The 19,891-nt window shown below is 66.2% G+C and carries 20 protein-coding genes; 9 read left to right on the top strand and 11 right to left on the bottom strand.

Features of this window, described 5'->3' with window-relative positions:
- Positions 1 to 38: 38 nt before the first annotated feature.
- Positions 39 to 1,346 (bottom strand): dicarboxylate/amino acid:cation symporter, encoded by a 1,308-nt coding sequence (locus tag AC5I49_RS11945; protein WP_016446285.1) that lies wholly within the window; start codon positions 1,344 to 1,346, stop codon positions 39 to 41.
- Positions 1,347 to 1,805: 459 nt separating this feature from the next.
- The gene (locus AC5I49_RS11940; protein ID WP_495789395.1) at positions 1,806 to 3,380 is read right to left on the bottom strand and encodes a methyl-accepting chemotaxis protein; all 1,575 of its coding nucleotides are present in this window, start codon (positions 3,378 to 3,380) and stop codon (positions 1,806 to 1,808) included.
- Here AC5I49_RS11940 and AC5I49_RS11935 point away from each other — a divergent pair.
- The 6 genes from AC5I49_RS11935 to AC5I49_RS11910 all read left to right on the top strand — a co-directional run bounded on the left by AC5I49_RS11935 (position 3,370) and on the right by AC5I49_RS11910 (position 7,172).
- Positions 3,370 to 3,657, top strand: coding sequence for a hypothetical protein (locus tag AC5I49_RS11935; RefSeq protein WP_495789394.1), 288 nt, complete (start codon positions 3,370 to 3,372; stop codon positions 3,655 to 3,657). The genes AC5I49_RS11940 and AC5I49_RS11935 overlap by 11 nt on opposite strands.
- A complete protein-coding gene (locus AC5I49_RS11930; protein WP_495789393.1) occupies positions 3,641 to 4,624 on the top strand; it encodes a MerR family transcriptional regulator in 984 nt (327 codons plus the stop codon). Before AC5I49_RS11935 ends, AC5I49_RS11930 begins: the two co-directional genes overlap by 17 nt.
- Positions 4,585 to 5,217, top strand: a complete 633-nt coding sequence (locus AC5I49_RS11925; protein WP_495789392.1) for a lipocalin family protein — start codon at positions 4,585 to 4,587, stop codon at positions 5,215 to 5,217. Before AC5I49_RS11930 ends, AC5I49_RS11925 begins: the two co-directional genes overlap by 40 nt.
- On the top strand, positions 5,214 to 6,263 hold the full coding sequence (locus AC5I49_RS11920) for an NAD(P)/FAD-dependent oxidoreductase (RefSeq protein WP_126311515.1): 1,050 nt from the start codon (positions 5,214 to 5,216) through the stop codon (positions 6,261 to 6,263). The genes AC5I49_RS11925 and AC5I49_RS11920 overlap by 4 nt, the downstream gene beginning before the upstream one ends.
- A 20-nt stretch (positions 6,264 to 6,283) precedes the next feature.
- Complete coding sequence (locus AC5I49_RS11915; protein WP_013801983.1) at positions 6,284 to 6,463, top strand: DUF2256 domain-containing protein; 180 nt, start codon at positions 6,284 to 6,286, stop codon at positions 6,461 to 6,463.
- A 100-nt stretch (positions 6,464 to 6,563) separates the two neighbouring features.
- Positions 6,564 to 7,172: a DUF4337 domain-containing protein gene (locus tag AC5I49_RS11910; protein WP_012206105.1), complete on the top strand. Its 609-nt coding sequence runs from the start codon at positions 6,564 to 6,566 to the stop codon at positions 7,170 to 7,172.
- An 86-nt stretch (positions 7,173 to 7,258) separates the two neighbouring features.
- Here AC5I49_RS11910 and AC5I49_RS11905 read toward each other — a convergent pair whose 3' ends face one another.
- A complete protein-coding gene (locus AC5I49_RS11905) occupies positions 7,259 to 7,750 on the bottom strand; it encodes a hypothetical protein (protein WP_016446290.1) in 492 nt (163 codons plus the stop codon).
- A gap of 299 nt (positions 7,751 to 8,049) precedes the next feature.
- On the opposite strand from AC5I49_RS11905, the gene AC5I49_RS11900 reads away from it, so the two are divergent.
- Complete coding sequence (locus tag AC5I49_RS11900) at positions 8,050 to 8,544, top strand: MerR family transcriptional regulator (RefSeq protein WP_279495137.1); 495 nt, start codon at positions 8,050 to 8,052, stop codon at positions 8,542 to 8,544.
- A gap of 25 nt (positions 8,545 to 8,569) precedes the next feature.
- Here AC5I49_RS11900 and AC5I49_RS11895 read toward each other — a convergent pair whose 3' ends face one another.
- Positions 8,570 to 9,265 carry a type 1 glutamine amidotransferase domain-containing protein gene (locus AC5I49_RS11895; RefSeq protein ID WP_495789391.1) on the bottom strand — a complete coding sequence of 232 codons (696 nt, stop codon included), beginning with the start codon at positions 9,263 to 9,265 and terminating at the stop codon, positions 8,570 to 8,572.
- On the bottom strand, positions 9,262 to 10,188 hold the full coding sequence (locus tag AC5I49_RS11890) for an NAD-dependent epimerase/dehydratase family protein (protein WP_495789390.1): 927 nt from the start codon (positions 10,186 to 10,188) through the stop codon (positions 9,262 to 9,264). Before AC5I49_RS11890 ends, AC5I49_RS11895 begins: the two co-directional genes overlap by 4 nt.
- 841 nt (positions 10,189 to 11,029) lie before the next feature.
- Here AC5I49_RS11890 and AC5I49_RS11885 point away from each other — a divergent pair.
- Complete coding sequence (locus AC5I49_RS11885) at positions 11,030 to 11,446, top strand: jacalin-like lectin (protein ID WP_074922946.1); 417 nt, start codon at positions 11,030 to 11,032, stop codon at positions 11,444 to 11,446.
- Positions 11,447 to 11,575: 129 nt separating this feature from the next.
- Here the strand turns inward: AC5I49_RS11885 and AC5I49_RS11880 are convergent, their stop codons facing one another.
- A complete protein-coding gene (locus AC5I49_RS11880) occupies positions 11,576 to 12,460 on the bottom strand; it encodes a LysR family transcriptional regulator (protein ID WP_017407463.1) in 885 nt (294 codons plus the stop codon).
- Between the two features lie 119 nt (positions 12,461 to 12,579).
- On the opposite strand from AC5I49_RS11880, the gene argC reads away from it, so the two are divergent.
- The gene (gene argC, locus AC5I49_RS11875) at positions 12,580 to 13,548 is read left to right on the top strand and encodes an N-acetyl-gamma-glutamyl-phosphate reductase (protein WP_495789389.1); all 969 of its coding nucleotides are present in this window, start codon (positions 12,580 to 12,582) and stop codon (positions 13,546 to 13,548) included.
- A gap of 78 nt (positions 13,549 to 13,626) precedes the next feature.
- Here the strand turns inward: argC and AC5I49_RS11870 are convergent, their stop codons facing one another.
- Genes AC5I49_RS11870 through AC5I49_RS11850 form a run of 5 tightly spaced genes read right to left on the bottom strand, consistent with a single transcriptional unit; the run spans position 13,627 to position 19,877 of the window.
- Positions 13,627 to 14,808: a dihydrodipicolinate synthase family protein gene (locus AC5I49_RS11870; protein WP_495789388.1), complete on the bottom strand. Its 1,182-nt coding sequence runs from the start codon at positions 14,806 to 14,808 to the stop codon at positions 13,627 to 13,629.
- Between the two features lie 14 nt (positions 14,809 to 14,822).
- Entirely contained in the window at positions 14,823 to 16,436 is a 1,614-nt protein-coding gene (locus AC5I49_RS11865) for a GMC family oxidoreductase (protein WP_495789387.1), read from the bottom strand.
- 11 nt (positions 16,437 to 16,447) lie between these two features.
- The gene (locus AC5I49_RS11860; protein ID WP_495789386.1) at positions 16,448 to 17,233 is read right to left on the bottom strand and encodes a 3-ketoacyl-ACP reductase; all 786 of its coding nucleotides are present in this window, start codon (positions 17,231 to 17,233) and stop codon (positions 16,448 to 16,450) included.
- A complete protein-coding gene (locus tag AC5I49_RS11855) occupies positions 17,230 to 18,765 on the bottom strand; it encodes a GMC oxidoreductase (RefSeq protein WP_495789385.1) in 1,536 nt (511 codons plus the stop codon). The genes AC5I49_RS11860 and AC5I49_RS11855 overlap by 4 nt, the downstream gene beginning before the upstream one ends.
- Positions 18,762 to 19,877 (bottom strand): ABC transporter ATP-binding protein, encoded by a 1,116-nt coding sequence (locus AC5I49_RS11850; RefSeq protein ID WP_495789384.1) that lies wholly within the window; start codon positions 19,875 to 19,877, stop codon positions 18,762 to 18,764. The genes AC5I49_RS11855 and AC5I49_RS11850 overlap by 4 nt, the downstream gene beginning before the upstream one ends.
- Between the last annotated feature and the right edge of the window lie 14 nt (positions 19,878 to 19,891).

The following is a 19,891-nucleotide window of genomic DNA, read 5'->3' as shown; positions in this document are numbered from 1 at the left end:
CACCAATGTTATCAGTGCCCCCCAGCGCCGCCTGGGCCTCAGGCCGAGACAGCGGGCCGCCCTTCCTGGGAGTGCTCCATGGGCAGCAGCGACTCGTCGTCGTCCGTGGTGGCATTCGGATCGACCGCGCCTTCCCACTTGGCCACCACGGCCGTGGCAATGGCATTGCCCAGCACATTGGTCAGCGTGCGGCCCATGTCCAGGAAATGGTCGATGCCCAGGATCAGCAGGATGCCGGCCTCGGGCAGGCCGAACATGGGCAGCACGGCGGCCACCACCACCAGCGAGGCGCGCGGCACGCCGGCAATGCCCTTGCTGGAGACCATCAGCACCAGCAGCATGGTGATCTGGGCCGTCAGCGTCATGTCGATGCCGTAGGCCTGGGCGATGAAGATGGCCAGGAAGGTGGTGTAGACCATGGAGCCATCGAGATTGAACGAGTAGCCCAGCGGCAGCACGAAGCCGATGATGCGCGGCTTGATGCCGAACTTCTCCAGCTGCTCCATCAGCTTGGGATAGGTCGATTCGCTGCTGGCCGTGGAAAAGCCCACCAGCAGCGGGCCGCGGATCAGGTTCAGCAGGCGGAAGATGTCACGGCCCAGCACGACGTAGCCGGCCACGATCAGCAGCACCCACAGCGTGGCCAGGGCCAGGTAGAAGCACAGCATGAACTTGCCGAACACCGACAGCATGCCCAGGCCATGGATGGTGATGGTGCCGGCCACGGCGCCGAACACGCCCACGGGGGCGAAGCGCATCACGTAGTCGGTGACCTTGAGCATGATGTGGACCACTTCGTCCATCAGGCCCACCATGGAACGCGCGGCCTGGTTGTGCAGGTTGCCCAGCGCAATGCCGAAGAACAGCGCGAACACCAGGATCTGCAGCACCTCGTTGGTCGCCATGGCCTCGAAGATGTTCTTGGGGAACACGTGGGCGATGAAGTCCTTGAGGTTCAGCGCCGAGGTCTTGAGGTTCAGCCCTTCGGCCGACGACGGCAGGGCCACGCTCAGGCCATGGCCGGGCTGCAGCACGTTCGCATAGATCAGGCCGATGGCCAGCGAGCAGAACGAGGCCACGATGAACCAGCCCAGCGCGCGGCCGCCGATGCGGCCCACGGCCTTGGCGTCGCCCATGTTGGCCAGGCCCGACACCAGGGTGGCGAACACCAGGGGCGCGATGATCATCTTGATCATGCGCAGGAAGACATCGGTGAGGATGCCGAAGTAGCTGGCGATTTCCTTGGCGGCCTCGGGCGTGGGCGCGTAGCTGTTGCAGGCATAGCCCACCAGCACGCCGAGGACCATGGCCACGAGCACCATGGTGGTCAAGCGATTGAATTTCATGCGGATTTTTTCGTTGGACGTATTTCGGTCTTGCAAGCGAGCCCGGTCCGCCGCAGCCCCCGGGCCTCTGCCGGATGCCATTGCGAAGACGGGCTTGTCTCCCTGCACACACAACCACGACGCACGTGGCCTGCGCCTGACAGTGCACAGACCGTGCCAGCCGCATCCGGCACCTGCGCCACGCGCTAACTGCTTGATTCGCCTATATCGACCTTACTTTTATGCATAAGGTGGAACGGAAATCCGAACAATGAAATGCAGGCTCCGTTCGGAAAACCGGATGGCGCGATCTGCGGGCTCCGGCCCTCCCGGGCCATGGCGCAACTGTTTGAACGCCGGCCGGTGCCCGGGCAGGACGGCAGCAGCGGCTGATGCTCCGGCGCCTGTAGAGAGGCCCGCTCTCCCAAAGTCCCGCACCGCGTCTTCACCAGGTGCATCACACCCTGCGCCATCCCTGCCTCAACCCTGCGTCTGGGGCCCCAGGCGAAAAACGCTCACGGACTGCACAAGGTCATGCGCCTGCTGGCGCAGGCTCGTGGCTGCCGCCGCCATTTCCTCCACCAGGGCCGCGTTTTGCTGCGTCGCCTGGTCCATCTGCGTGACCGCCTCACCCACTTGTGCCACGCCGCTGCGTTGTTCGGCAGAAGCCGCGCTGATCTCGCCCATGAGGTCGGTGACGCTGCGTATGCTCATCACCACTTCAGCCATGGTGCCCCCCGCGCGGTCGGCCAGCACAGAGCCCTGCTCGACCCGCTCGACGCTGTCGGAGATCAGGGCCTTGATCTCCTTGGCCGCCGCCGCGCTGCGGCCGGCCAGGCTGCGGACCTCGGAGGCCACCACAGCGAAGCCGCGGCCCTGTTCACCGGCACGCGCAGCCTCCACCGCAGCGTTCAGCGCCAGGATGTTGGTCTGGAACGCGATGCCGTCAATGACGTTGATGATGTCGGCGATGCGGCGCGAACTTTCACTGATGCCCTTCATCGTGTCCACGACCTGGGTGACCACCTCGCCCGCCTGCCCGGCCACGCCGCTGGCCTGCTGCGCGAGCGCGTTGGCCTTGCCCGCGCCATCCGCGTTCTGGGTCACGGTCGCTCCGAGCTGCTCCATGGAGGCCGCCGTCTGTTCAAGCGCGCTGGCCTGGCTCTCGGTTCGCGAGGACAGGTCGGTGTTGCCCTGGGCAATCTGCGTGCTTGCACTTGCCACGGATTCGCTGCCGCTGCGCACGACGGCCACGACCTGCGATAGCGCATCACTCATCTCGCCGAGGCTGCGCAGCAGGGTCCCCACTTCATCGTGGGTGGTGGCCTCCACCCGCTGCGTCAGATCCCCGCAGGCCACCGCGCGTGCCACCTGGATGGCCCGGCCGATGGGGCCGGTGATGGAGCGCGTGACCCAGGTGCCCAGCAAGGCGGCCAGCACGACGGCCACCAGCGCGCCCCCCAGCTCGAACGCCAGCGTCATTGCCGCCAGCGACTCGGTGCGCGTCAGGCGCTCGGCCATGAGCCCCTCCTCCTCCCGCACCAGGTCCGCCTGCAGTGCGCGCAGCCCATCCATGGCCGCCTTCTCGCGCCCCAGGGAGAACTCGCGAACCAGATCCTCGACCGTCGCCGTGCCATCCTGAACTTGCCGCCGCAGCGCCTGCAGCGGCTGCACCGCCTGCACGAATTCACGGTGGCGCAGCCGGATTCCGTCGAGCCGGCGCTGCTGTGCGGGGTTGTCCTCGGTCAGGCGTACGGCCTCCTGCCAGGAGGCCTCGAACTCCTTGAGTCCTTCATCCCAGGGGGCCAGAAAACGGGAGTCGCCCGACAGGAGATAGCCCCGCGAGGCCGTCTCCATGTTGACCATGCCCGTGAGCATGCGCTGTCCCTGGGACATCACCTTGAAGGTGTGCTCGTTCCATTGCTGGGCCTCCTTGAGCCGGGCCTGGCTGCTCACGGCCAGCGCGATGACAAGAAGAAAAATGGCGATGACGCATGCGAAGGCAGCTGCGAGACGGCGGGCCAGTGGCCAGTTGGACAAATTCATGATGATCATCGGTACGGACTGCGTGGCCGGAAAGACTGCACACGGGCGCGGCGATCACGATGTCAAGCCTCGCCTGCGCCTGGGGCAGTCATCTCCTGGCCGGGATCTACAAAGCAATCGCGCCAGCGGCCTGCCGGGTGGCGGCCAGCGGGCCCGCGCTTTGTTTCTCTATGTAATATATTGGACAAAACATATTTTTGTCCTAGACAATTCAGAAAATCCCTCAAAACATCCCGGCCATGGCCGGACGTTTTGTTCCCTTCAGATCAATGACGCCACTTTCTGACCCCCTGCCTTTGGCGCCTGGCCCCGGGCTGCCCATCTCGGCCGTCGAACGCGAGACCGGACTTGCCAAGGACACCCTGCGTGTCTGGGAAAGACGCTACGGCTTTCCAAGGCCTGAACGGGATTCGGCAGGCGATCGCCGCTACCCGGCAGACCAGGTTCGACAACTGACCCTGATCCGGCGGCTCATGGATACGGGGCTGCGCCCCAGCAAGCTGATGGGGGTGGACCTGGACGGCCTGCAGGCGCTGCTGGCCCGCGCCGACACCTCGCCAGCCATGGATTTGTCCAGGACAAATTCAGAGAATGCAGCAGACTCTGAACGCTTCGCACCCATGCTCAACGCCATTGCCGCACATGATCCCGCCCAGCTCAGGCATTGCCTGAGCCTGGCCCAGTCGCGCATGGGCCTGGCCGGTTTCGTGACCACGCTCGTGGCCCCGCTGACCACGGCGGTCGGCGAATTCTGGGCACAGGGGCGTTTTGAAGTGTTCGAAGAGCACCTGTACACCGAGGTGCTCACCGGCGTCTTGAGGCAGGCGATCGCCTCGCTCGTCCCGCCTTCCCCGCCGCCCGCGCCCAAGGTGTTGCTGACCACGCTGCCGCAGGAGATGCATGGACTTGGGCTGCTCATGGTCGAAGCCCTGCTGGCCCTGGAAGGCTGCAACTGCGTATCGCTGGGCACCCAGACGCCCATCGGCGACGTGGCACAGGCCGCGCGGGCGCATCGCGCCGACATCGTGGGGCTGAGCTTCAGCAGCGCGCACAACGGAGCGATGGCGCAGGCTTGCCTGGGCGAGCTGCGCAGCCACCTGCCGCCGGCCATCGAGTTGTGGGCCGGTGGAGCATGCCCGGCGCTCTATTCCAGCCCTGTCGCGGGCATCACGCCGGTGCGCCATCTCAGGGATCTGCAACCGCTGGTCGCCCGATGGCGGCAGACGACAAGAACATCAAGGACATACGCATGAACTTTCCCGCCCCCCGCCCCGTCTTCATGGCCAGGCGGCGCACCCTGCTGGCAGCGACCCTTGGCGCCGGCCTGCTGGCCAGCGGTTGCGCCAGCATGCGCCCGCCAGGCTCGGTCACGCCCGTCTCACCGTTCGACCTGCAGCGCTACCAGGGCCTGTGGTATGAACTGGCACGGCTGGACCATGGTTTCGAGCGGGGCATGACCGATGTGACCGCCGAGTACACGCCGCAGGCAGACGGCAGCGTGAAGGTGGTGAACCGGGGGTTTTCCGTGCCCCGGGGCCAGTGGCAGCGCGCCGTCGGCAAGGCCCTGTTCACGGGCAAGCCGGACACGGCTTCGCTCAAGGTCTCCTTCTTCGGCCCGTTCTACGGCGGCTACCATGTGGCCGCCCTGGACCCTGACTACCGCTGGGCGCTGGTCCTCGGGCCGGACACGCAGTACTGCTGGATACTGGCCAGGGAGCCGAAACTGCCCCCGCAGACCCTGCAATCCATCGTCGCCAAGGCCGCGGAACTGGGCGTCGATACCGGCGCGCTGATCTGGGTCAGCCATGAGCGCAACCAGGAAGCGCGCAGCCAGGAGGCCTTGTGAACAGCCTGCCCCCCGTCGCGGTGATCGGCGCAGGAATGGCGGGTTTGGCCTGCGCACAGTTGCTGGCCGAGGCTGGCTGCCGCGTGGATATCTTCGAGAAAAGCCGAGGCCCATCCGGGCGCATGAGCACACGGCGCGCGCAGGATCCGCAGGGTGCGTGGCAGTGCGATCACGGCGCCCCATCGTTTGCAGCCCAGGACCCGGAGTTTGTGCAGGAGGTGCGCCAGTGGGAGCAGCACGGCGTTGTCGCCGCCTGGCGTCCGCGCGCAGTGCGCCTGCAGGGCACAGACGCGGTGCCCGCAGAGGCAGGCCCCGACCGCTGGGTGGGCGTGCCGCGCATGACCTCTCCCGCAGCATTTCTTGTCCAGCGGCTTGGACAGCAGGGGCATGGCGTACGGCTGCACCTGCAGGCCACGGTGCAGCATTTGCAGCACGGGCCTGCCCGCTGGACAGTGCACTGTGCCGAACAAGGGCAGATGGGGCCGGAATACTGCGCCCTGGTGCTGGCAGTGCCTGCACCGCAGGCGGCAGCCTTGCTGGAGCCGGTCTCGCCCTATGCTGCGGCACTGGCCGCCAGCGCACGCATGCAGCCTTGCTGGGTGGCCATGCTGCGCACCGACGCCCCCCTGCCGCTGGACTGGGATGCGGCAGAAATCACGGATGGCCCGCTGTGCTGGGTGGCACGCGACAGCGCCAAGCCAGGACGGCAAGGGCAACAAGGGCAGCAGACCTGGGTACTGCATGCCAGTGCACGGTGGAGCCAGGATCACATCGAGTCGGACGCTGAATCCGTGGCCGGGCAACTGCTGCAGGCATTCGAGGCCCTGGCCGGCTCTCTGTCCGACTCTCTGCCAGGCGGCCTGCGCGTCACTGCCCACCGCTGGCGCTATGCGCTGCCGGCACCCCACCTGGTCAACCGCTGCTGGTGGGACGCGCCTGCGGGCCTGGGCCTGTGCGGCGACTGGATGTGCGGCGCAGGCGTCGAAGGCGCCTGGCTCAGCGGACGGGCGCTGGCCCGGCGCGCCCTGGCCACGCTGACGCGCTGAACTGCAGGAACGCCCGCGCCATGCACAAGAAGCCCCACCTGCCCTCCAAGCTGTGTGCGTGCTGCGGTCTTGCGTTCACATGGCGCAAAAAATGGGCACGTGATTGGGACGAGGTCAAATACTGCTCGCAGCGCTGCCGCACCGCGCGACTGCCGCCTGATCCCACTCCCCCATCTGCAGGCCGTCAGCCAAGGCGCTGACCTCCAAGCAGGCCATGCGCCCCGCACATTCTGGAGCCCTGGATTGCCGCCAGGCCGGCCCCATAATGCGCCACCCCATTGCATCAAGGAATTGGCACCTATGTCTTCCGGCGGCTTTCACGTCCACGGCCCACACGATCACGAACTCGAACATGCTGCCCAGGGCGAGCATGGCCAAACCGCCCACCACGGCATCGGCGGCGGCAGCCTGACCAACCAGATCGCCATGTGCACGGCAGTCATCGCCACGGTGGGCGCCATCTTCGCGTACATGGGCGGCGCCACCCAGGCCAATGCCGGGCTGTACAAGAACGACGCAGCCATCAAGAAGACCGAAGCGGCCAACCAGTGGGCCTTCTTCCAGGCCAAGAGCACCAAGCAATCGCTGTCCGAGTTCGCGCGTGATCTGGCGACCACGGAGGACAGGCGGGCGGCCTACCAGGCCAAGGTGGAGCGCTACGAAAAGGAAAAGGACGACATCAAGCGCGATGCCGACCGCCTGGAAGCAGAGGCCCGGCAATGGGACGAGAAGTCAGAGATGCAGATGCACCTGCATCACCGCTGGGCGCAGGCCACCACCGCGCTGCAGGTCGCCATTGCCCTTGCAGCCATCGCGCTGCTGACCAAGAAGAAATGGCTGGAATACGCCATGCTCGGCGTGGCAGCGCTGGGCCTTGGCGTGGGCGGGCTGGCCATGCTGCACATCTAGAGCGTGTGGCAAAGCCGCAAAGCCGCATATCCGCCTTGGAAGGCAGCTGTGAAACAGCCCCCTGATTCCCCGGCCTTGCCCGCGGCTCAGTCCTCGCTGGGACGGGGGTAGCCTGCCTCTGCCCACGCTTGCGCAGACGTCCGGGTGAGCTGATGGTCCGGCCTGACTCCCACCTTGGCCAGCTCGCTGCCGTCGGCGGCAGTGGCGGTGAGCGTGGCGCTGGGATTGTCTTCATCGGGCTCGATATCCAGAGAGACGGTCACGCGTGACCCGCCCACCACGATCTGCACATCCTTGTGCAACTGCGCTGCCAGATGCTGCTCATGCCGGCGCATCACCTCGTGCGCCGTCTTCACGAGCGTGTTGAAGGCGGAAACGTCCAGCGGCTTGGGATTTTTCTTGTCGCGGCCCATGGTCCACGGGCCGACCAGGCTTGGCTCCGCCTGGCCGTCCTGGGTCATGGCAACGGCCCAGCCATCGTCGTCTTCATTCTTGATGACGCGGGCCTCCCAGCCGTTGTGATGCCAAAGGCGGTCTTCGAAGATTGAGACGACTTCTTGTTCGAGTTCTGCGGACATGTCCAGACCCTTCCCTTGTGGAAACTATCGAGCCCGAAATTCTACTGTCCATCCATACAGTTCGCGCGCAGGGGTCTATTGCGCAAGCGGCGGCTTCCACGGGGCCATGACACCCGGCAGATACGGTAGCCACGGCAGTCAAAGCAGGCGTGCAGGCTGGTCAGCGGCTGACCGAGCTGCGTCAGGTTGCCTCGCTTGCACGTTGCGCTCGCCGCAAATTGCCGCTGGAGCGAAGGGCTTGCGAATGCGATAAGCTTCAAGTCTTATTGAAGGTCAAGGCATCCCTGCCGAGGTCACGTATGAACATTGGCGAACTGAGCAAACGCACAGGCCTGTCCACATCACGCATTCGTTTTTATGAGCAAAGCGGCCTGCTGCAAGCGGCTGAGCGTGGCGCGAATGGCTACCGCAGCTATCCGCCTGAGATGGTGCAGATGCTGGAGCTGATTGCGATTGCGCAAGGGGTGGGCTTCAGCCTGGATGAAATCCGTGCACTCTTGCCGCCCGGCCTGCAAGGCTGGGACCATGAGGCCGTCGTAGGCGCGCTGCGCCAAAAAATTGCCGATATCAAGGCCATGGAGAAAAAGCTGCAAACCAGCAAAAAGCAGTTGCAGGCTTTGTTGTCCGATATTGAAGCGCGGCCAGACAACATGGATTGCCATGACAACGCACGCCGCGTGCTCTCCCATGTACTGGCCCAGCAATCCGAATCCCTGGCCTCTGAAGCAGCGGCCGAAGAAAAAATGAGCAAGCTCATGCGCACCGGACACAAGAAGCGGGCAAGCGCGGCATAGGCCTGCACCAGTTTGGAACGCGGCCCTAGCGCGTTGCCAAAGCCTGCACCACCTGCTTTGCAGTCGCTTTGGCCGACCCCGGGTTTTGCCCGGTGATGAGGCGGCCATCGGCCACCACATACGACATAAAAGGCAGCAAGGCTTTCTGATAGCGCGCACCGCGCATCTTCATCTCCTGCTCGGCGTTGTAGGGCATGGACCGGGCCACTCCGGCCAGGATTTCTTCCGTCCATGAAAAACCCGTGACCCGTTTGCCCGCGACCAGCAAAGAGCCGTCGCTGAGCTGCGTATTGAGCAGGCCGCAGTAGCCGTGGCAAACCGATGCAACGATGCCACTTCGCTCCCAGATGCTGCGTGTGATGCGCTGCAGCCCCGCACTATCGGGAAAATCCCACATCACCGCATGCCCTCCGGTGAAGTAGATGGCATCGAAATCGTTCGCATCGATATCGGCAGGTGCCGCAGTGTTCGCCAGCAGGGCCATGCGCGCGGGATCATCGAGCCAGGCTTTGGCCGAAGCATCGAAGTGCGGCCATTGGAGTGCGCGCGGCTCCAGCGGTACGGCGCCACCCAGCGGGCTCACCAGTTGCTGCAGATACCCTTGCGCAGCAAACACATCCCAGGCATGGGTCAGCTCCGACAGCCACAGCCCTGTGGCGTGCGCAGGGTCGTCGTAATGAGCGACATTGGTGACGACATGCAAGATACGTGGCGTACTCATGATGACTCCTGCGCGATGTGCTTGAGGCCCTGTGCGTAGCTGGTGACAGCAAAGTCGGGAAAGCGGCGCTTGAACTTGGACGAATCAAACACATTGTCGTGCGCGTAGCGTGGCAGCAGTTCACGCAGTTCGCGCACGGGCTTGGAGACCCAGCCAGCAAGCACCATGGCCAGGTGGCTCAGTACCTTGTAGCGCGGCTCAACCCCAAAGGTTGCAGCCGCCAGGTTCACAAAGGCCTGATAGGTCAGCCGCTCGTCCCAGCAAGGCAGATGCCAGGTCTGGCCATACGCATCTTGCGCATTGCCAATGGCTGCCATGGCGCGGCTTGCATCGGGCGTCCAGATCAGGGTGCGCAGCTTGTCGTCACGCACCGGCACTTTGGCCTTCTGGCCCGCCTTGAGCGGGCCGATCACCAGGGTGTTGGTGATGCTTTGGGTTTTGCCGGGGCCGTAGAACTCTGGCGCGCGGGCAATGGCGACGGGGATATCGCCGCGCTGCATCTCGGCCAGCACCATCTCGGCCATCAAGGCGCGCACGCGCCCCTTGCGGCCCACCGGGGCAAAGGCGGTTTCCTCGGTCTGCCGCTGCGCGGTTTGCGGGTACATGTAGGTGTTGTCGAAGTAGACAAACTTGGCCCCCGCTGCCCGCGTGGCATCGAGCGCGTTGCGCAGCATGGCAGGAAATTGCCCCTCCCATAACTCGGTGTCTGGTGGCAGGCCAGCGGTGAAGTACACGACCTCGCTGCCACGCACGGCCTCCAGGGTTTGCGCGGAATTCATCAGGTCGGCGGACACCAGCTCGTCCGTATCGTTCACCTTGCGCGGCTTGCGGCTGACCAGGCGCAGGTTTTGCGTGTAGTTGCGGTGGAGCTCGCGCGCCAGCTCCACAGCGATCTGGCCATTGGCGCCCAAAATGGTTTGCATATCGATCCTTGCAGCATCTTGTGTGATGAGAGGATAAGGAGCTTAAGCTTCAACTTGAGTTGAAGGTCAAGCGGCAAAACTGCAGGTCCCTGATATCAGGTCGAAGCCCCCTGCCGACTCGCTGGCTGTCTGAAGAAACCCGGCACTTCCATCATGTCGGGGAGCCTGGAGCCTGGACACTGCGGCCTGCTTTGGTGCACCTGGTGAAGGCCCGGTTCGGGTCGGCAGCGCCTGTGCATGAGCCGCGATGGCGGACTTGCCTCTTTGCGGTTGCTCATCTGTGGTCCGAACTTGTCGGCTTTATCGAGACTGCCACCGCACACCGGCATCAATTGCTGCAATGGGTGCAATGGGTGCAATGAGAGCAATGGCAGCAATGTGTGTACAGCAGCTATTTGATGCGATCAGAATGCACCACCACCATTGAAAAGAAGAAGCCATTCTCAATCCAATGATTGAATTGACAACTTCCGATGGACGCCGCTTATTCAATGTGACAGAATGAAACGCCAGCAATGAATGGCCTGAAGACCTCTGATGATGGCAGTGGCAAATATTGCCATGGCGATCGCAATGACAGGGCGAAAAACTGGATGTACCGCTATTGAGATCCAGAAATCAAATCGTGTTGACTTCGCGCATTTCTGAGGGATCGTTTGGTCAATGAACGTCAGAGCGTGCTCTTGTCGCCCGCACCTCATTTGCATTGGAAGCGCACTACGACCATTGTCGCCATTCGGCCAATCATTGAATCCAGCTTCTGGCTTTCGAGCCTTATGCTTCTATGAACATCGCCCCGTAGAAGCCAAAAAACCAAGGGCGATTGACAACGGAGATTTATATGCCTTACAAGAAAAGTCAACAAGTCGGCGGTCAGGGTGGAGACGAATTTTCCGATGATCTGACCCAAGTGGTTCGAATTGTGAGGATTTCGATCAGGCATGGAGCCAGAGTCGATGCCATCCAAACCACATGGCTTCTGACAGACGGAACACAACTCACTGGTGCACGCCATGGTGGCGGTGGCGGCGAAGAAACTGTGATCGAGTTTGGCAGCAACGAGCACATCGTTACGATACAAGGGCGAAGCGGAAGTCGAATTGATTCCCTGACCATTACCACCAACAAGAAGTCCTACGGCCCCTACGGAGGCGACGGAGGGAAACCCTTCGGCCCCATTCCTGCTGAAGCAGCGGGTGGATTCTTTGGTCGTTCCGGCACAAATGTTGACGCGATAGGCGTTTTCATTCCAGCGTAGTGTCAAGCCGGTGATGGTGCCATCGCATCAACAAGACACCGAAACGGACTGGGATGAAGCCGAGGTTTATTCCAGTCCGCTCATCGGCTCTATGGATTCCTGCTGTCAATCAGGCATCAATCAGCAAAGTCAACGCCCCCGCATCCCCATCAAAACCTCAATCGTCACCGTCGTCGCGTCGTCATCCGGCCTTTTGCGATGCGCGATGCCCAACGCCCTTGACAGTGCTGGCCGCAGGGGTCGCGTGGTGATGCGGGGGTCAGGCTGCGGTGCGCCGGCCTCGTGGGGCAGCAGCGCGGCGCCGTAGCCCGCTGCCACCAGGCTCTTCATTGCGTCGTTGTAGTTCAGCTCGATGCGTGCCTGCGGCCGGGCGCCGCCTGCGGCAAACCATTCGGCGGTCTGGCGCGACAGCCGGGTGCCACGGTCGTTGGCGATCAGGGGGCGGGCCGCAAGCCAGGCGGGCGTGATGTGCCGCGGCGGCTTCCAGGCGGCCGGGATGAAGGCCAGCACCGGGTCCTGGCGCCAGGCCTGCACCTGCAGCCCGCGCAGCACGGGCTGCGGCAAGGCAACGATGCCGATGTCCAGGCTGCCGGCCGCCAGGCGCGCCAGGGCTTCCTCGCTGGTCATCACCGCCACTTGCACGTCGATCTCGGGATGCCGGGCGGCCAGGGTTTCCAGTGCCTGGGGCAAGAGGTGCGCGAGTGCGCCGGTGGAGGCGCCCAGGCGCACGCGGCCCCCGCGCGTGGCGATCTGGCGCTGCACGGTCTGCAGGAGATCGTCGGCCTCGGCCAGGAGCTGGCGCGCCTTGTCTATCAGCAGGCTGCCCGCCGATGTGGCGGTGACGCCGGCTGGTGCGCGGTGCAATAGACGTGTTCCCAGACGCTCTTCGAGCTGCGCCACATGCAGCGTCACCGTGGGCGGCGCCAGGTGCAGCACCTTGGCGGCGGCGGCGAACGAGCCCAGGTCGGCCACCGTCAGCAGGGTGCGCAGACGGTCCAGATTGATTTCGCGCATGGTGCGGTGTCCCAGGTTGCCAGCAATTCAGGAATCATGAATCCGTAGTTTGTCAGATTCAACTGGCCTGCATGCGGCAGGCGCTGCACCATGCGCTCCACACCCAATCGGAGCAACCCATGACCTCTCTTGTTTTCATCGATGGCGACCAGGGCACCACCGGCCTGCAGGTGCGCGAATGGCTGGCGGATCGGACCGACCTGCGCCTGCTGCAACTGCCGGCCGACCAGCGCAAAAGCACGGCGCACCGCGCCGAGGCGCTCAACGACTGCGACATCGCCTTGCTGTGCCTGCCGGACGAGGCTGCGCGCGAGGCGGTGGCGCTGGTGCGCCGGCCCGGCGTGCGCGTGATCGATGCGAGTTCTGCGCATCGCACCGCGCCGGGCTGGGTCTATGGCCTGCCGGAACTGGAGGCAGGCCAGGCTGAACGCATCGCCCATGCCCGGCGCGTCAGCAATCCCGGCTGCTATCCGACAGGTGCTCTGGCACTGCTCAGGCCCTTGATCGACGCGGGCCTGCTGCCCCCCGACTACCCGCTGGCCATTCACGCGGTATCGGGCTACTCGGGACGGGGCCGCGCAGGGCTGCTGGACCATGAGGGCGCTGCCGCCGCCACTGCCGTGCCCCTGCAGGTCTATGGCCTGGGTCTGCACCACAAGCACGTACCCGAGATCCAGCAGCATGCCGGCCTGGCCCATGCGCCGGTGTTCGTGCCGGCCTATGGCCACTACCGGCAAGGCATCGTGCTGACCATCGCCCTGCATCTGCGGCTGCTGCCCGCTGGTGTGACCGCCCGCAGCCTGCACACTGCCCTGCATGCGCGGTACCAGGGCCAGCCCTGCATCGAGCTGCAACCCCTGGAGGAGGACGCCGATGCGCAGCGGCTCGATCCGCGCGCGCTCAATGGCAGCAACCGGATGCGGCTGGCGGTGTTCGGACAGCCGCAGGAGCAGCAGGTACTGCTGACCGCCGTGTTCGACAACCTGGGCAAGGGCGCCGCCGGCGCGGCGGTGCAGAACCTTGATCTGATACTCGGGCTGCAGCCGATGCTGCAGCCAGGATGCGATGAATCCCTGAGCCTGGTGTGAGCCTGGTGTGAGCGTGGAGTGAGTGCGGTGTGAGCTGCCGGCCTGGGGAAGACGGGGCAAGATCCGGGCAATCCTGCTTCAAGCCTCCACGCCACAGGCCACCGACAGATAGCTTTTCATGCGCGCGCTGGCCCGCTCCGGGTCGGCCAGCGCACCGCAGGCGTCGGCCAGCTCGAACACCTTGGCAAAGTGCGCGGCCCCGCGTGCAGACTGCATTCCGCCGGCCATGGAGAAGTGCTTCTGGTGGCCATTGAGCCAGGCCAGGAACACGATGCCTGCCTTGTAATGCCGCGTAGGCGCGCAAAAAAGCTCGCGCGACAGCGCCACCGTGGGATCCAGCAGTTCCCGGAAGCGTCCGCTGCGGCCCTGGGCCAGTTCGGCCAGCGCCACGGCCGCCACCGGGGCGATGGGGTCGAAGATGCCCAGCAGGCCGTGGGAGTGGCCGCCCTCACCGGCTGCCGTCCCATCGCCGGCCATGAGTTCGGCGTAGTGGAAATCGTCACCCGTGTACATCTTCACGCCCGCAGGCAGCCTGCGGCGCAGCGCCCTCTCCCATTGCGCATCGAGCAGCGATACCTTGATGCCTTCGACCTTGGGCGCCTTCGCTGCGATCAGCGCGGCGACGGTATCGAGGGCCTGCGCCAGGTCCGTACTTCCCCAGTAGCCGCGCAGCGCAGGGTCGAACATCTCGCCCAGCCAGTGCAGCACCACGGGCTGGTCGGCAGCGTCCAGCAGCCGGTCATAGAGTTGCAGATAGTCCTGCGGGCCGCGCGCGGCCTGGACCAGGGCGCGGCTGGCCATGAGGACCACGGGGCAGCCTTCGGCCTGCACCACATCCATCTGCTCGCGGTAGGCCCCCTCGACCTGTGCCAGCGTGACCCCGGGTTGCGCCGCCAGCTGGTCGGTGCCCGCGCCGCAGGCCAGCTGGCCGCCCACTGCCCGCGCATGGCGCGCGCTGCGCTGGATGAGTTCGCGTGACGATGGCCAGTCCAGGCCCATGCCGCGCTGGGCCGTGTCCATGGCTTCGGCGACCTTGAAGCCCAGGCGGTACAGATGCTCGCGGAAGGCCAGCGTTGCCTCCCAGTCGATGGCAGGCGGGCCATCCCAGGGATGCGTGGTTGCCAACGGGTCGATCACCACATGGGCCGCTGCATAGACGCTGCGGTTGAAGGCAGGGGCCGGGCCCGCGGGAGCGATGGGACTGGCCTTCATGGCCAGTGGCACGAGACGGCCGTCGCCTCGGGGAAGGAGGATCTGCATGGGGGTCTCCTGCCTCAAGCCCGTTGGCCGAGGATGTGGTCGGCAGCCTTCTCGGCCACCATGATGGTGGGAGCGTTGGTGTTGCACGAGGGGATGAAGGGCATCACGGACGCATCGGCCACGCGCAGCCCCTCCATGCCGATGAGCTGCAGTTGCGGCGTCACCACGCTGTACGGGTCGTGCTCGGGGCCCATGCGGCAGGTGCCCACGGGATGGTGGTCGGTCTTGGCATGGGCGCAGGCGTAGTCAGACAGTTCGGCATCGCTGTCCCGATGTCCGCCCGGCAATACCTCGCCGTGCACGTAGCGCCGCAGCGCTGGCTGGCACAGCAGCTTGCGCGCAAGGCGCAGGCCCTTGATGGACATGGCCCGGTCATGGGGGTCGGCCCAGTAGTTGGGATCGATCAATGGCGCCGACGCCGGGTCTGCATCCGCGAGCCGGACCGTGCCGCGCGAGCGGGGGCGCAGGTAGGCCGTGTTCAGCGTCACGCCCGCGTTCTCCAGCCCGGTCATTCCGGCTTCTAGGCCCGAGCCCAGCCCCAGATGGAACTGGATGTCGGGCGAGCGCGCGAGCGCATCGGGGTCGGCATACCAGAAGCCCCCGGTCTCGAAGAGGCTGGAGGCGGCCGGCCCTTTCTTGAGCAGCAGGTACTGCAGGCCCGCCCAGGCCGCGTGCCAAGGGCGCTGGTATTTGTCGTAGGTATGGTCGCCCGTGCATTCGGCGATCACGAACAGGTCCAGGTGGTCCTGCAGGTTGGAGCCGACACCAGGGAGGTCATGCACAGGCGCCAGCCCCACGCTGCGCAGATGGTCGGCAGGGCCTATGCCGGAGTGCATCAGCAGCCTGGGCGAGCCTATGGCGCCCGAGCAGACGATGACTTCGCGGCTGGCGTGCACGCTGAAAGGCGTGCGGCTGGTGCCCGAGACCGCCTCCACGCCAACCGCGCGCCGGCCCTGCACCAGCACGCGCAGCGCCTGGGTCTGCAGCTGGACGGTCAGATTGGGGCGGCGCATGCGCACCGGATCGATGAAGCCCGTGGCGGCCGACGCACGGCGCGCATTCCACTGCGTGAGCTGGTAGTAGCCCAGGCCCTGCTGCGCGGCACCGTTGAAGTCGGGGTTGAAGGGCATGCCCATTTCCTGGCCGGCCTGGAAGAAGGCCTCGCAGATGGGCAGCGGGCTGACGGGGCAGGACACGCCCAGCGGGCCGCCGTAGCCGTGGTACTCGTTGGCAAAGCGCTGGTTGTTCTCCGAACGCTTGAAGTACGGCAGCACGTCGCGCCAGGACCAGCCCGTGGCGCCGCCCAGGCGCTCCCAGTCGTCATAGTCTGCCGGCGCGCCGCGCGTGTACAGCTGGGCGTTGATGGTCGAACCGCCACCGATGACCTTGGCCTGCGTGTAGCGCAGCACGCGCTGGTTCAGATGCCGCTGCGGCACGGTCTGCCATCCCCAGGAGCCCCGGCCCCGGGTCATGCGCGCAAAGCCCGCAGGCCAGTGGTACAGAAGATGCGAGTCCCAGCCCCCGGCCTCCAGCAGCAGCACGCGCACCGAGGGGTCGGCGCTCAGCCGGTTGGCCAGCACGCAGCCGGCCGAGCCCGCGCCCGTGATGATGTAGTCATAGCTGTCCATGGTCATCCTCCTCACAGCCGCGCGATGGAGAGCGCGCCATCCACATGCAGCACCGACCCCGTCGCAAACGCCAGCCTGCCGCTTGCCAGCGCGCTGGCGGCCTGCGCCACGTCCTCGGGCCGGCCCCAGCGGCCCATGGGCACAAGGCCCGCAGCGATCAGGCCGTCGTACCGATCGGCAGCACCCGCCGTCATGGCCGTGCGGACGATGCCGGGGCGCAGCTCGAACACGCCAATGCCGTGCGCCGCCAGGCGCAGCGCGAACAGGCGCGTCAGCATGCCCAGGCCGGCCTTGGACAGGCAATACTCGCCGCGCTCCACCGACGCCATCTCGCCGCTGACCGAGGACACGGTGACGATGGACCGCGCAGCGCCCGAAGGCGCAGCCAGCATGCGCTGCGCCACGGCCTGCGTGAAAAAGAAGCTGCCGCGCAGGTTGGTGGCCATCACCCGGTCGAAGTCCTCGGCGCGGATGTCCAGCAGATCGCCGCGGCGCGGCGATCCCATGCCTGCGTTGTTGACCAGGCAGGACGGCACACCGCCCCAGGTGCAGACCGCATCGAGCACACGAGCGTGGTCGTGCACGTCGGCCAGGTCGCCGCGCACACGCAGCGCACGCGCGCCGCAGGCCTGGATCTGCGCGACGCTGGCGCCGTCACTGGCACCATCGTCCTGCAGCGTGGTGATGGCCACGTCAAAGCCGTCGTGCGCCAGTTGCAGCGCAATGGCGGCGCCTATGCCCTGGCTGCCGCCGGTGACCAGGGCCACGGGGCGCCGTGCCGTCGATTGCGGATTCATGGCAGCAGCTCCTGAAGGTGGTGACGCAGGTGACTGCCCACGCGCAGGGCCTGGGCAGCCACGGTCAGCGCGGGGTTGACTGCGGCCGAGGACGGGAAGAATCCCGCATCGACCACATACAGGTTGTCCAGCTCCCAGGCCTTGCACTGCGGGTCCAGCGCCGAGGTGGCCGGATCACTCCCAAGGCGCACCGTTCCGCACTGGTGCGACATCACCTCGGTGCCGAAGCCGCGCGACAGCACCAGCGGGTAGCCGGTGCCGCGCAGTATCTGGGCGCAGCGCGCCACCCAACGCTGGTGGGCGCGCAGGTTGGTGCGGTGCCAGTGCAGGTCGATGGCTCCGTCTGCGCGCAACGTGACGCGGCTGCTGGGGTGGGGCAGGTCCTCGCTTTGCGCGTACCAGTCCACACTGCGCTCGGCCAGCGCGCTGCGCAGCCACCTCGGGCTGCCCGGCAGGGCGGCACGCAGCATGGGCTCGCGGATCTTTCCCAGCAGTTGCAGGCTGCCCAGCGGCGGGCCGCCCGCGCCGTCGCCAAAATAGAAGTCGTGCAGTGCCAGCGTCTTGGGAAAGCGCGTGCGGTTGCGCCTGAACGGGTGCCATGCCATCAGGGCCGTGGTGTTGTGCGTCATGTAGTGGCGACCCACCACGTCGCTGCCATTGGCCAGACCGCGCGGATGCCGCGCGTTGGCCGAGCGCAGCAGCAGGGCCGCCGAGTTGATGGCGCCGGCACTGAGCACGAACAGCCCCGCCGTGATGCGGCGCGCCACGCCGCGGTCCACCACCTCCGCCGCGACGACGCGCCGCCCGCCCGCATCGGTGAGCAGGCGCTGAACGCGCACGCCGGTATGCAGCCGCACATTGCGGTGCGCCAGCGCAGGCCGCAGCAGGCAGGTTTCGGCATCGCCCTTGGCCCCCACCATGCAGGGCACAGCGTCGCAATTGGCGCAGCGCCGGCAGTGCCCGCCCGGTCCCAGGTCGATGGCGCAGGGCATGGGAAACGGCCGCAGGCCCTGGGCACGCAAGCGCTGCTCGATGCGCGAAAGCAGCGGCTCGTGCGGCACCGGGGGATGGGCATAGGCCGTGCTGCGCGGCGGCTCCGTGGGGTCGGTGCCGCCCTGGCCACGCACGCCGAACAGCTGCTCGGCCAGGGCATACCAGGGTTCGAGATCGGCATAGCGCAGCGGCCAGGCGGGCGAGATGCCCTCCTCATGCTCCACCGCCTCGAAATCGCGCTGCCGAAAGCGCAGCATGGCCGTGCCGTAGAACTTGGTGTGCCCGCCCACGAAATAGAACATGCCGGGCCGAAACGCCCGCCCGCTGGCGTACCAGACCTCGTCGGTCTGGTAGCGTCTTTCGGCGAAGACGGCCTCGATGTCCCAGTTCTGCGCCTCGCGCGGCAGCACCGGGCCGCGCTCCAGCACCCATACGTTCGCACCGCTGCCCGCCAGTTGCAGGGCCACGGCCGAGCCGCCCACGCCCGAGCCGATGATGAGCACATCGCAGTCCAGCCCGTTGTGCGCCATGGCGGTCATGCGATCAGCGCCTGGGTGGCGGCATCGAAGCAGACCAGCCGAGACAGGTCGATCAGCAGGCGTGCCCTGTCCCCGGCGCGCAACGGCGCATCGGGCGGCAGCCGCGCGGTGAACGCATGGCCACCGAGCTCCAGCAGGGCCAGCGTGTCCGATCCGGTGGGCTCCAGCAGTTCGACGCGGGCCTCGGCCAGGCCCTGGCCGGGGGCGGCCGGCACGCCTTCGGGCGCCAGGCCCACGGCCTCGGCACGTATGCCGGCAATGACTTCGCGGCCCGCATGGCCCTGCAGCGCGGTGGCCAGCGGCTGCGGCAGGGGCAGGGATTGGCCGCCGATATCGAGGACGGGACCGCCCTGCCCCTCACCCGCCCACTCACCCACGCGCGCAGGCAGCAGGTTCATGCGCGGCGACCCCATGAAGCCCGCCACAAAGGTGTTGGCCGGCCGGTTGTAGACCTGCTGCGGCGTGCCCAGCTGCTGCAGCACCCCGCCCTTCATGACGGCGATGCGCGTGGCCAGGGTCATGGCCTCGATCTGGTCGTGCGTGACATAGATGATGGTGGCGCCCAGGCGCTGATGCAGCTTCTTGATCTCGGCGCGCATGTCCACGCGCAGCTGGGCATCGAGGTTGGACAGCGGCTCGTCGAACAGGTAGAGCTGCGGCTCGCGCGCCAGCGCCCGCCCTATGGCCACGCGCTGGCGCTGGCCGCCCGACAGCTGGCGCGGCTTGCGCCCCAGCAGGTGCTCTATCTGCAGCAGCCTGGACACATCCTGCACCCGCGCAAGGCGCCGCGACTTGTCCACCTTGCGCATCTCCAGCGGAAAGCCGATGTTGCCCGCCACGGTCATGTTGGGGTACAGCGCATACGACTGGAACACCATGGAGATGTCGCGCTCGGCCGGCGCCGCGTGGGTGATGTCGCGGCCGCCCAGCGCCAGACGGCCGCCGCTGGGCGGCTCCAGGCCCGCGATGATGTTCATCAGCGTGCTCTTGCCACAGCCCGACGGGCCGACGAGGACCAGGAATTCGCCCTCCTGCACGGCAATGCTGATGTCCTGCAGGATGCTGGCCGCGCCGAAGCGCTTGTGGATGCGGTCGAGATCAAGGAATGCCATGGAATGCCTCACTG

This window comes from Delftia sp. (assembly GCF_059499305.1).
The sequence above is the reverse complement of the archived record's forward strand: the minus strand, read 5'-3'. Positions and strand labels throughout refer to the sequence as shown.